Source organism: Chitinophaga arvensicola (assembly GCF_900110835.1).
In the GTDB taxonomy this organism is placed as follows: Bacteria; Bacteroidota; Bacteroidia; order Chitinophagales; family Chitinophagaceae; genus Chitinophaga; species Chitinophaga arvensicola.
Window position 1 is genome coordinate 201,183 of record NZ_FOJG01000002.1, and the last position, 11,593, is coordinate 212,775.

Annotated in this window: 12 protein-coding genes; 4 read left to right on the forward strand and 8 right to left on the reverse strand. The window is 45.5% G+C overall.

Features of this window, described 5'->3' with window-relative positions; genetic code table 11:
- Positions 1-34: 34 nt before the first annotated feature.
- The 5 genes from BMW79_RS18095 to BMW79_RS18115 form a co-directional block, all read right to left on the reverse strand.
- Positions 35-2,413, reverse strand: coding sequence for an ABC transporter permease (locus tag BMW79_RS18095; RefSeq protein ID WP_089897072.1), 2,379 nt, complete (start codon positions 2,411-2,413; stop codon positions 35-37).
- A gap of 148 nt (positions 2,414-2,561) precedes the next feature.
- Positions 2,562-2,999, reverse strand: a complete 438-nt coding sequence (locus BMW79_RS18100) for a hypothetical protein (RefSeq protein ID WP_143059210.1) — start codon at positions 2,997-2,999, stop codon at positions 2,562-2,564.
- A 193-nt stretch (positions 3,000-3,192) separates the two neighbouring features.
- Positions 3,193-3,564: a SnoaL-like domain-containing protein gene (locus BMW79_RS18105; protein WP_089897074.1), complete on the reverse strand. Its 372-nt coding sequence runs from the start codon at positions 3,562-3,564 to the stop codon at positions 3,193-3,195.
- Positions 3,565-3,570: 6 nt separating this feature from the next.
- Positions 3,571-3,894: an ArsR/SmtB family transcription factor gene (locus BMW79_RS18110; RefSeq protein WP_089897075.1), complete on the reverse strand. Its 324-nt coding sequence runs from the start codon at positions 3,892-3,894 to the stop codon at positions 3,571-3,573.
- The gene (locus tag BMW79_RS18115; RefSeq protein WP_089897076.1) at positions 3,875-4,327 is read right to left on the reverse strand and encodes an SRPBCC family protein; all 453 of its coding nucleotides are present in this window, start codon (positions 4,325-4,327) and stop codon (positions 3,875-3,877) included. Before BMW79_RS18115 ends, BMW79_RS18110 begins: the two co-directional genes overlap by 20 nt.
- 143 nt (positions 4,328-4,470) lie before the next feature.
- Between BMW79_RS18115 and BMW79_RS18120 the strand changes: the two genes are divergently transcribed.
- The 3 genes from BMW79_RS18120 to BMW79_RS18130 all read left to right on the forward strand — a co-directional run bounded on the left by BMW79_RS18120 (position 4,471) and on the right by BMW79_RS18130 (position 7,119).
- Positions 4,471-5,259 (forward strand): sterol desaturase family protein, encoded by a 789-nt coding sequence (locus BMW79_RS18120; RefSeq protein ID WP_245752579.1) that lies wholly within the window; start codon positions 4,471-4,473, stop codon positions 5,257-5,259.
- A 313-nt stretch (positions 5,260-5,572) separates the two neighbouring features.
- A complete protein-coding gene (locus BMW79_RS18125; RefSeq protein WP_089897077.1) occupies positions 5,573-6,604 on the forward strand; it encodes a cupin domain-containing protein in 1,032 nt (343 codons plus the stop codon).
- A gap of 77 nt (positions 6,605-6,681) precedes the next feature.
- Positions 6,682-7,119 carry a GNAT family N-acetyltransferase gene (locus BMW79_RS18130; RefSeq protein WP_089897078.1) on the forward strand — a complete coding sequence of 146 codons (438 nt, stop codon included), beginning with the start codon at positions 6,682-6,684 and terminating at the stop codon, positions 7,117-7,119.
- A gap of 61 nt (positions 7,120-7,180) precedes the next feature.
- Here BMW79_RS18130 and BMW79_RS18135 read toward each other — a convergent pair whose 3' ends face one another.
- The 3 genes from BMW79_RS18135 to BMW79_RS18145 form a co-directional block, all read right to left on the reverse strand.
- Positions 7,181-7,606, reverse strand: coding sequence for an SH3 domain-containing protein (locus BMW79_RS18135; RefSeq protein ID WP_089897079.1), 426 nt, complete (start codon positions 7,604-7,606; stop codon positions 7,181-7,183).
- Between the two features lie 25 nt (positions 7,607-7,631).
- The gene (locus BMW79_RS18140) at positions 7,632-8,123 is read right to left on the reverse strand and encodes a BON domain-containing protein (protein ID WP_089903902.1); all 492 of its coding nucleotides are present in this window, start codon (positions 8,121-8,123) and stop codon (positions 7,632-7,634) included.
- A gap of 85 nt (positions 8,124-8,208) precedes the next feature.
- Positions 8,209-8,745, reverse strand: a complete 537-nt coding sequence (locus tag BMW79_RS18145; protein WP_143059211.1) for a hypothetical protein — start codon at positions 8,743-8,745, stop codon at positions 8,209-8,211.
- Positions 8,746-9,052: 307 nt separating this feature from the next.
- Here BMW79_RS18145 and BMW79_RS18150 point away from each other — a divergent pair, with 307 nt between their 5' ends.
- A complete protein-coding gene (locus BMW79_RS18150; RefSeq protein WP_089897081.1) occupies positions 9,053-11,590 on the forward strand; it encodes a SusC/RagA family TonB-linked outer membrane protein in 2,538 nt (845 codons plus the stop codon).
- The last annotated feature ends 3 nt before the right edge of the window (positions 11,591-11,593 follow it).

The following is an 11,593-nucleotide window of genomic DNA, read 5'->3' on the forward strand; positions in this document are numbered from 1 at the left end:
ACCGTATTGCCAGGAAAGAGTAAAGCGCTGCGCTTTACTCTTTCCTCAGACTGGTTACCGGGTTCATCAGCGCAGCTTTGATAGCCTGGTAGCTCACCGTTAGTACCGCGATAGCTACGGCTAAGAAACAAGCCAGCGCAAATACCCACCAGTGAATATTTACACGGTACTGGTAATCCTGCAGCCACTTATACATGCTCCAGTAGGACAATGGTGCAGCGATTATAAAGGAGATAAGTACCAGTTTTACAAAATCTTTCGAGAGTAAAGTAGTAATGCTGGCCACCGATGCGCCCAGTACCTTCCGGACACCAATTTCTTTGACCCTGTTTTCGGCCATGTATGTAGCAAGACCAAATAAGCCCAGGCAGGAAATAAAAATAGTGAGTCCGGCAAATAAAGCGGCCAGGATGCCCTGTCGCTGTTCATTGTCGAACTTCTGCGCATATGCTTCATCTACGAATTTGTATTCAAACGGATACTCCGGGTTGTACTTCCTGAAAATAGTTTCTACTTTTTTCAGACTACTGGTAGTGGTGGTGTGCTGATTAAGCTTCATTTGCACCACGTTGAAAGTCATGAACTGACTTTTCGCACCGCATATCAGTATGGGATTGGTGGGCTCATAAGGGCTGGTAAGAATAAAGTCTTTAATTACCCCTACGATATGCCAGTCGATCCCAAGGTCGCTGACTACTTTACCAATCGGATCTTTGAACTTCATTACTTTCAGCGCCGACTCATTGATGATTAGTCCTGTAGAATCGGTCGGGAACTTTTTCAGATCGAAATCACGCCCCTGCGTAAATTGAAGTCCTGCTGTGGTACCCAGCCCCTCGTCCGCTAAATACCGGTCGAAAGGTGTTTTGTCATTCGGATCTTTTCCTTGCCAATCCTGTCCCCAGCCATTGCTCCACCTTTCGGTAAGGGGAGAGTTGGTCCGGGTAACAGATGTGGCAATACCTGATTCAATCAGTTCATTTTTTATCAGCGCGTAATTTTTAGGAATATCCCCCGTCATGAAATGGTAAACGAGATTATTTTTGTTATAACCTGTTTCCCGGTTTTGGGCATAGTCTATTTGTTGTTTGACAATAATAGTGCAGATGATCAGCACAGTAGCACAGGTGAATTGCAGTACCACCAGTGCTTTTCTCGGTGTTATTAACGCATTGCTCCTTTTAAAAGTACCTTTCAATACTTTTACCGGCTGGAAAGACGACAGAAAGAAGGCCGGATAACTGCCTGCCAGGATGCCGGTAAACAGGATGAAGCCAAAGAAGGTGAGCCAGGTATAGATGTTGCCGAAGTCGATGAATAGTTTTTTATCGGTCAGCTGGTTATACGCCGGGAGGCTTAACTGTACAATAAGAATTGCCACTATGCCGGCCAGGAAAGCGATAAAAACAGATTCACCTATAAACTGGCTGATCAGCGATCTTTTAGGTGCACCCACTACTTTTCTGATGCCCACTTCTTTTGCTCTTTTTTCACTCCGGGCGGTACTCAGGTTCATGAAGTTGATGCAGGCGATCAATAATATCAGCCCTGCAATGATACCAAATATTTTCACGAAGGTGCTGCGTCCTCCATTATCTTCCATGCCATTGGTGAAGCTGGAATAGAGCCGCCAGCGGCTAAGGGGATAGATAAACAATTCCCATTTCATATCCTTTGCTTCGCCGCTGTAATGCTGTTTCAATGTTTTTACTTTAGCATCAACAGTCGCCCAGTTTACATTAGGCTTCAACAGCACATAAGTAGGCGTGCTATTGTCGTTCCACCCAAAATCAGTGCCCTCGCGCATTTTTATGGAGGACCATGGCAGCAGGTAGTCAAACTGGAACCTGGTATTATCGGGTAGGTCTTTAGCGATACCGGTTACCGTGAAGTTTTCATTATTCTCTATTTTAACGATTTTGCCGATAGCTTCTTCTTCCCCAAACAGACTTTTTGCTGTTTTCGCTGTCAGTACTACTGAGTGCGGGTCATTCAGCGCGGTGAGCGGATCGCCTTTCAGCAAGGGAAAACTGAATACCTGCAAAAAGCCGGTATCTACGGCAAGTCCCGACTTCATGATTTTCCGGTCGCCCACCGTTAAAAGCGCATTGCTATTGGAGTTGACCCTTACGGTACGTTCTATCCCGGGTATATCTTTTTCCAGGGCAGGTCCTGTTAGGGCAGACACGGTATTCCAGCTGGAGATATTGCCATCCATGGGTACCCGGTTCCAGGTTTCGTATATCCTGTCTTTGTTCGCATGAAATCCATCATAGCTTTTTTCGTCCCTGATCCACAGAAAAATAAGTATAGCGGCGGCCATGCCAACAGCAAGACCGGTAATATTAATAGCTGAGAAACCTTTGTTACGCAGAAGATTCCGGTAAACGACTTTGAAGAAGGTTCTGATCATAATGCAAGTTATTGAAATGTATTGGACAGGAGAAGGTGCCAAGACAATGCCGGATAGTTATGTGGTTGATTTGCAATTAGATAGTCTTGCTGAGAAAGCCTGTTTGTTCATTTTTGAAATAGAAGATGTCCGGTTCTGAACACCCTTGCTAAGGTTCGCTGATCCGCAAAGATCTGCTATAGGTTTTATATAAATCAAACAGTGCGATAATTTCATCGGGTCCTTTGGAGAGCTTGTCGATAGTGATACGGGAGGAACGACCCTCGGGGAGCGTTAATATGATATTGTGTGTGGTGCTTTCCTGGTAACTGTTCATTTCATTTGAATAGAACGACCGGGTATCCGTTTCCAGCCGGTAAGCAGCTATTTCGTCCCAGGTATGAAACTGCTGTTGACCACCATCAGAAAATGTGAGGCCTTCTTTGCTTAATGTCAGGTACTGGTGTTGTTTGAAAATCTGGATAAAAGCGGTGGACGCAAGGGTAACCACCAGCAGGGTAAGAATAGCTCCTGACATAAAGGTGCGCCCTGTTGCCATCATATACATTCCCGGAAAGAGGGTAGTGATGGCAACAAGTAACATCAATGGTAAATCCTTTGTCGTTCTCCTTATTGTAACAGGTTCCATTTTGCTCAAGTTCATAGCTCCCTGGGTGATGCGGAAATAAAAGCACTGGTGGTCTTATATTCCTGTGGTCATCATGGTGGCGTGTTACCTCCCGGCTATCCAGCATATAACGGATTAAAAGGTAAAAGGTTACAACGAAAAGGGAGCAATCCTAATAAAAGAATTGCTCTAATATAATCTCTCCATCTTTAACTTCATATAGCATAATCTGATCAATCTTCACGCGGCCAAATCCTTCCACCATCACATCCATGCCGCGGCCTACTGCAAAATGCTGACCGCCAATTACAGCGGGAGTGGTATAAACACCCTGTACCGCCTGGATCTTTTTAACCCAGTCTTCCCCTTTTTTACGGACTGCCGCTTTACCTTCGGCATAGCCCAGATAGGGAGAGTGAGGAGGGTCAATGCTTTTCACCTGCTCTGCAAAAAGTTCCTCCTGTATTTCAAACCATTTTTCCTGTCGGGCCAGCTCGTCAAAGCGTGCGGCTACTTCCTGTACAGTTCGTGTTGCTGAAGTCATAAAAAGTTAATTAGACATTTTTTTATTTAATAGCGTTTCCAGCTTTTTCAATTTCGAGGTCCAGAATTTGTCGAAATAAGAGATCCATTCCTGTAGCTCCCTGAATCCTTCCTGTTTCAATGTGCAATATCTTTCCCTGCCAATATCCCTGATGGAAATAAATCCTGCCGCATGCAGTATTTTAACATGTTTTGATACGGCAGGGCGGCTCATGTCGAAATTCTCTGCGAGGCTGTTGATCGTCAGACTGTCTTCTGAGAGCAATCTCAGCATCTCCCGCCGGCTCGGATCGGCGATCACCTGGAAGGTGTCAAGCGTTGGCTGGGCCATGTTGCGCTGCTTTTATACGTTCTGCAATCTTGTGTAAATTCTTCAGCCATCCATCTGTTAATGCAGCGTACATGCTAAGATCTTCCGTTTCCGAAAAACCACTATGCTCCAGGAGGAGTGTGGTGCCTTCGTCTGCTGTCCGTAATTGCCATACAACTATGGAATCAATCGTGATTTTGCCATCTCCCGGCCCGCATTTCCAGGAATAGGACAGCTTTTTAAAGGGAATTATTTCCAGGACGCGGCAATAGAAAATACCGTCGAAATTGAGACTGGGAACCGGGTTGGTGCGAAATTGAAAATCATATCCTATGATGGGCTGAAAATCATTTTTCATCAGCCATAGTTCCATTAGTTCAACTTTTGTGAGGTATTCCCAGACAATCTCAGGAGGATGAGGAAAGAAATACTGATGACGAATACTTTGGGCCATAATGCGTAACTTTTAAGTTACTCAAATGTATAGGTAACTTTTGAGTTACCCAAATTTTTTTTCCGGATGATTGCTTATGTGAGAGAAATGGTGGAAGCGGAGTGAACGAATTAATCCTTTTTTTAGTTGTTTTTTATATCCTGATGACAGCAGCATGCGTATATCCTTTCCGTTTAGCTTCGTATCTTACAGGCTATCCGGAAAAAGAAGTAATCATGGAAGCGTACCTGGAGCGATTGGTAAACCTGCCATTACCACTACTTTTATGCCTGTTGCTGCTGCAAAACCTGCTTGTTTTTGCTGGTGCATTGCTGGCAGGATATGCCATGAGAAAATGGTATCATGTGCCCATACAGCGCGTTACTGTAGCTGCGTGGAAAATAGGGCTGCTGACGGTGCTGATCAATACGGTTATTACGATAGCCGGTGCATTGTTGTGGAAGCATGGATATATCCGGATGACTTATACCTCCGGGCCGGTGATAGTTGGAGATACCCTTATTCTTTTTTTTGCGATGGATATGCTGATGTATGTGTTCCATTATGTAATTCATCATACTTTCCTTTATCGTGCGGTACATGCACTGCATCACGAAGCGGTAAACCCCACGCCAATAGATCTTTTTGTATTGCATCCTGTTGAAACGGCCGGATTTGGGATATTGTGGTTGTTAATACTATGGTCGGGGACTTACAATATATGGAGCATTATTATTTACCTGGTGTTGAATGTGATTTTTGGTGTGGCAGGGCATCTGGGATTTGAACCCTTGCAGTCATATCCCAGGTTGAACAGGTGGGCCGGTTTGATATTGGGCACATCCGCATTTCATCATGCACACCACCGCGATGTTCATGGCAACTTTGGATTTTATACCAGTTTGTGGGATCGTCTTTTTCATACTTACTTACCTGTTGACCGGGAAAAATGACAGCATCATACTTATTTTACGCAAACCTATTCCCCATAGCACTATTGTAAAAAAATATTTGACGCCCGGACGTTTTCCGGTCGCAAAAAAACAAATATGCGTTTCATAAAAAAATCCAGCTGGCAGTGATATAAATATCACAGTAAAACAATAAATATCATCATGGAGAATATTTGATTCGCTCCCCGCATCAGTGCTGGAATACGCGCTATTGGTTGCTGACTTACCACCGCCTTATTACGCTTGAAACCACAGATGGTTCAACAAAAAGACTTTTTTCCCTGTTAGTAGCAATACTAAAACAGGTAATACGATGGAGAAAGCGTCCTTAAGTTTTAAATACCAACTGGAGAAAAAAGAGCCAAGAACCGGTCCTGGCGGAATTACCCGTGGTGCTTCTGTGAGGGAATTTCCTGCTTCGGCAGGACTGGCAGGCGTGAGCATGCGGCTGGAGCCCGGAGCCATGCGGGAATTACACTGGCATGCCAACGCCGCAGAATGGGCCTATGTCGTGGAAGGGAATATGCGTACCACCGTGGTACATCCCGATGGCAAAACTTACGTGGATCTCTTCCAGCCGGGTGATGTGTGGTATTTCCCCCGGGGCTACGGGCATGCGCTGCAATGTGTAGGTCCGCAGCCTTGTCACTTTATCCTGATTTTTGATAACGGCGATTTTTCGGAAGATCATACTTTTAGCGTCACCGACTTTATTTCCTGTGTGCCTGCGGCCATTGTTGCGCAAAATCTGGGAATCACAGCGGGGGAAGTGGCGCAGCTGCCTAAGGGCGAAGTCTATTTTGCCAACAGTGTAATACCGGATGTCCGTTCCGGGATTGCACTGGAAACTACCGATGCTACGCTCATTTCCCAGCATCGCTATCCATTGGAAGCACAACAGCCGAAACTGTTTCCCGGTGGAGGTACACAAAAGCTGGTAACGCAAAAGGAATTCCCGATTGCACGTACAATCACCGGCAGCATTTTGGAAATTGCACCAGGCGGTCTCCGGGAGTTACACTGGCATCCAAATGGCGATGAATGGCAATATTATTTACAGGGGACCGCTGAGATGGGCGTTTTCCTGGCAGAACATCAGTTTGTGGTAGACCAGTTTGAAAAAGGAGATATCGGCTATGCACCAATGGGTGCAGGGCATTATATAAAGAATACGGGAACGGATACACTAAAAATTCTGATCGGTTTTAACAGCGGACAGTACGAAGCCATAGATCTCAGTATGTGGTTGAGCGGAAATCCTAAAGATCTGCTCCAGGGAAATTTTAAGGTAGATGCCGCCCTGGTAGATAAGTTCCCGGGGCACGACCGGGTTATCATACCATAAAAAAGAGGGTAATAAAAATCAGGTGCCTGAAACCGGAATAAATTCAAATTTGTAAATTGCGTTCATAAGTATAAGTTATGAAACATCAGATTGAATCAGTAGAGGAAGCAGCATATCCGGAAATAGTAGCGGTATGGGAAGCTTCCGTAACAGCCACACATGATTTTTTAACACCGGAGGATATTGCATTTTTCAAACCACTCATCCTTAATGAATATTTGAAGGCAGTGGAACTTTCTTGCATCAAGGACAGTGATGGACACATCATTGGCTTTATGGGAATCGCGGAACGGAAGGTAGAAATGTTGTTTATTCATCCGGAATCAAGGGGGATGGGTATCGGTAAAACACTGCTGGGATATGCTATCCGGGAGAAAGGAGTTAACGCAGTAGATGTAAATGAGCAGAATCCGCAGGCGGTTGGCTTTTATCTGCACGCCGGCTTTAAAGTGGTATCCCGGTCGGCTACCGATGGCATGGGAAAACCATTCCCGATATTGTCGATGGAATTATGATCTTAATAAAAAAGGGGAATAACAGCACGTTATTCCCCTTTTTGTATTCAACTGTTTGTTGTTATTCTATGGGTTGCAGGTACTGTGCGTAAGCATAGCCTTCTGCGCCGCTATCAGTGCGGATGAGCCACCACTGATCGCTTTGTTTGCTGATCAACGTAACGGTAGCGCCATGTGCTGCTTTACCTACAATGGGTTGATCTGTGCCCGGACCCTGACGCACGTTCAGGTTGGAAGATTCTGTAACGACTTTCAATTTCGCACCTTCAACGGCGGTCGCTACATTGATATTCATCACCACATCTCCTGTCAGGAAATTTGGATCTATCTTTCCATAGATATCCCATAACTGATCTTTTACAGCACCGCTTGGAGCAATGCCGTCAATATGCAATACTCCATCCAGTTCACTTACTTTCAGATCAGTAGTGTTGGCTTCAGTAGCCGCGTCAATAAGCTCCTTGTATTTATCCTGTAATGCTGCCATGATTGTGAAGTTTTAGAGAAAAAGATTATTTAACTTTTAAACCGGAAGCGTCTACTTTCTTAGGCTTCAAGGCGTCCAGCGCTATTTTCAATTTCTTCCAACGATCAGCTTTCTGTTCACCGGTGATGATGATAACACCATCTTTAACATCCGCCTGGATACCGGGGAAGTCTTTTACGATAGATGCAACAGAAGTTTTTAACGCATCATCAGCAGTTACTTCAGGAGTAGGCGCGGGTGGAGGAGGAGGCGGTGTTACCGTAACATTGTTAACAACACTTTTCACTCCCTGGTTCAATTTTACAGCAGCTTCAGCCGCATCTTTGTCGGCCTGTGACGCTACCGCTCCGGAAAGAGTGACTACTCCGTCTTTCACATCTGCACTAACACCGGGAGTGGACTGTAAGGCCGTGGTAACAGCAGCCTGGATGTCCGCATCTTTGGGCTTGCTTTTGCAGGATACCATAAACAGGATTCCCATAGAAAGGATCAGGGTGCTTAGGAGTTTCAGTTTCATAGTCATACTGAGGTTTTAATGATGAAAAAATACTTTCTTAAGTTAAGTATCTTTTTCCACCTGGCAATCAGGATCAAAGAGTTGTTTATTTTTTAATAAACACCACCCGCGCTTTTATGCTATAAGGGACGTTAGTTAAGGGAAGAGGTAAACTAAGAAGAGACGCCGGCGTTGTCATCTGCTGATCACTCACTTCTTCAAATTCCCAGGATTCCAATGTTTGACGTTGCGCATCGAGCAACACCATTTTTTTTGTACCGGCATGATATTCCCAGAAGCCAGCCACTGTTTTATACTTGGGCTGGAAAGGCACCTGGAGCGGCCCTGTGGTCACTGTGCCACTACCCATGCCCGGTAACCATTTGGCCGGGATATTAACCGGTCGCGTTGTTGTTTCCGGTATTACCATTCGTGTAAAGGAGCCGGTACGATTACTATTTAATACATAGTTGAATTTGCCGGCAGCCCTGATACTGTCCACATTAATGTACTCCCAGTTTCCGTTGGAATAGAACTGCACAACGCTTTGCCATGACCCGGCAAGCTGAGGAGAATTCTTTTCTTTTTTGCAGGAAAAACAAATAGCTGCTATTAATAACAGCAACGACAATCGGTACATCATACAGGCAAGGGAGTTTTTTCAGTTTGCAAGTTTAATATTTCAACGCAATTCTTTCATCGTTTTTTTCAGCAGGAGAAGAAAAATTATTTTTTTATCTCTCTTTATGGAATTTGTTTTAAACCGGCATCATGCGGGAAATGAACAAATCATTTTGAGGTGCAGGTAGATAAGTATGTGTCGTAATTATTTTATTATCAATCAAATTCAGATATAAAGATACCGCTATGAAATATTCATCCACAGGTTAAAGCGCGCTTTAGATACTTTAGAAATATACCTTATATTGATAAATGTAAAAATACGTGCCTTGAAATATTTACTACTGTTGCTCTTATCGCCCTCCCTGATTTTTGCACAACAAACCTATCCGGTTTCCCCTGTTTTGTCGACGGATTACTACCGCCTGGTGCATAACGATAGCCTCGTAAGGCTACCCGTTACCAACTGGCATAAAGAACTCCGCACCAGAAGAATATTCAATCTGAATACCCCTTTACGTAAGGTGGTTGTTAGTGGCAATGAGTTGAAAATGAGCGCAGCGTATCCCCGGGAGCTGCGGATCAGTGGCGACTATTACGCCGGTATTGCATTTAGCACCATCAACCGGCTGCCGGCGCTTCAATCCACCTATACACAGGGACGATCCTTAATGGGAGCTGCCAAGTGGCAGGGACCGGAAACCGCTGAGCCATTCAGTTACGGCCCTGCATTGTCCCAACTGGAATATGATGGTAGTTCCTATCCTTACGATATCAATGGAAAACTCGTGGCAGCTGGCTCCGGCAACGGTCATCACCCTGCGGGCTATACGAATAATATTTTCAGAACAGGAAGCCTGTTTGCCCAACGTTTCAGCGTAAACACAAAAATGCTGGTCAATGGCGTACCGCTTCATGAATTTGGCTTCCTGGTAGGGCATACCAAAGAGAATACATTTATCCGGGACAACAGCAACCAGTCGAAAAGCCTGGAGCTTTCCGGAAGCACCCGGAAAAAATGGTTGCTTATAAAGGGCCGGTACAACTATCTGCAGGAGGAGTTTTCCAATACCAACAGAAGCGGGTTCCTGAACAGGGTCTATCAGCAATCCCTGCTTACTCCGGTTAGCTTTGATAACGGACAGGGATACACGTTAAACGCCGGTCAGCGGAGTTATCAGCCAGGAGCCGATAACCCCGGGTTTTTATTGCGTGACAACGGTCACCGCTTCCTGTCAGGTACTCACCAGGCCAGCCTGGTCCTGGAAAGGGATGTATGGAATAAGATGAAATATAAAGTGACACAATCTTTCGAAAATAAAGAGGCAAACAGCAACGAAAGCTACAAACCAGGTACCGCTGCATTTCCGGAAGGGATGCTGCTGGAACGGAAGCAGCGCGACAGGCAATATATACTCACTGGTGAAACCAGCAAGACCTTTTTTGACAACATAACATACGTAACCACTAATGTCAAAGCCGGTTATACGCTTTCGGATTTCCGCACCAACACCAGCTATCAGTCGTTGTTTCCCGGCAGGTACACCTGGCAACGGACAACACAGGAACTCCATCTGCACGCCACAAATACTTATAGTGGCTTCTCCCGTACCGAACTGTTGCTCGGACTTGGCAATAAAAGCTATCTGTCCAATACCGCTGCGAAAAGTTATTATTTCTTACCAGACATCAGTCTGGCAGCCAAATACAGCCTGCCATATTCCAACTGGGATCTCTCGCTGAAAAGCGGATACGCTACCAACGCCACGGAACTGGCCCTCAACAGATCACTGGCATATGTAAACCTGCTCCGGTACAGTATCAGGGATGCCGGAAAATACCTGCAGACGGAGGAAGTGAAAAGTTATGATCATCTGGATCCGATATTTCAGCAGGAATGGACAGGTACCCTGGAAGTAACAAATGGCGGTTTATGGAGCTTCTCTGCTACAGCGTTCAGCAGAAACGTTCATCACGACCTGTTTCCGGTAGATGCAGCAGGGCAACTGGTATTGAGAAACGTAGGAAATCACCGCAGCCAGGGAATCGATCTTTCGCTGGCCATATCTACCCCTTATTCAAAAGACCGGCCGGTTTTTTCGCAAAGCCTCTCTTTTTATACCTACCGCAACAAGGTGACGAAAGTTAACGATGGCTATAATTACACTCCCATAGCGGGATTCAGCGATGTTCATACCGCACTGATTGAAGGCCGGCCACTGGGCGTAATCGTAGGAAGTACCTGGGAACGCGATGCCGCCGGCAACCAGATCATCGGTGCAGATGGGTTTCCTATGGCTGCAAAATATCCCGCTGTCATCGGAAACCCTATTCCGGATTTCCTCGTAAAATCCAATAGCAGGCTGGCCTGGAAAAATTTCCTTTTGCAGGCCGACCTGGAATGGAAACACGGTGGCGACAGATGGAATGGTACCCGGGCTATCCTCGACTATTACGGACGTTCCGGGCAATCAGGAGAAATGCGGAATATTACCGGGTATGTTTTCACAGGCTTGCAAACAGATGGTACACCCAATAATATCCCGGTGGATTTTTACAATACGAAGCAGGATGTCAGTAAGAATCGCTGGGTCAGGTATGGCATCGGTGGCGTAGCTGCCGATTACGTGGAGCGGGCCGACTGGCTCCGGCTGAATAGTCTGAAACTCTCTTACCAGCTGGATTTTCGGGGCATCATACAGAAGATAACCCTGGCTGCCTATATCAATAACGTCGTCTTATGGTCTCCCTACAAAGGCGTTGACCCCGAACAATTATTATTTGATCAGCCCAACAGTAGCGGACTGGATTTCTTTAACCTGCCTTCCACTAAAACGGTTGGTTTTAATGTAGCCCTTCAATTCTGAGAT

Bases quoted from the DNA above. Each gene is read 5' to 3' on its own strand.
- BMW79_RS18095 (WP_089897072.1), bottom strand. From the start codon at position 2,413: ATGATCAGAACCTTCTTCAAAGTCGTTTACCGGAATCTTCTGCGTAAC.
- BMW79_RS18105 (WP_089897074.1), bottom strand. From the start codon at position 3,564: ATGACTTCAGCAACACGAACTGTACAGGAAGTAGCCGCACGCTTTGAC.
- BMW79_RS18110 (WP_089897075.1), bottom strand. From the start codon at position 3,894: ATGGCCCAGCCAACGCTTGACACCTTCCAGGTGATCGCCGATCCGAGC.
- BMW79_RS18115 (WP_089897076.1), bottom strand. From the start codon at position 4,327: ATGGCCCAAAGTATTCGTCATCAGTATTTCTTTCCTCATCCTCCTGAG.
- BMW79_RS18120 (WP_245752579.1), top strand. From the start codon at position 4,471: ATGACAGCAGCATGCGTATATCCTTTCCGTTTAGCTTCGTATCTTACA.
- BMW79_RS18125 (WP_089897077.1), top strand. From the start codon at position 5,573: ATGGAGAAAGCGTCCTTAAGTTTTAAATACCAACTGGAGAAAAAAGAG.
- BMW79_RS18130 (WP_089897078.1), top strand. From the start codon at position 6,682: ATGAAACATCAGATTGAATCAGTAGAGGAAGCAGCATATCCGGAAATA.
- BMW79_RS18135 (WP_089897079.1), bottom strand. From the start codon at position 7,606: ATGGCAGCATTACAGGATAAATACAAGGAGCTTATTGACGCGGCTACT.
- BMW79_RS18140 (WP_089903902.1), bottom strand. From the start codon at position 8,123: ATGAAACTGAAACTCCTAAGCACCCTGATCCTTTCTATGGGAATCCTG.
- BMW79_RS18145 (WP_143059211.1), bottom strand. From the start codon at position 8,745: ATGATGTACCGATTGTCGTTGCTGTTATTAATAGCAGCTATTTGTTTT.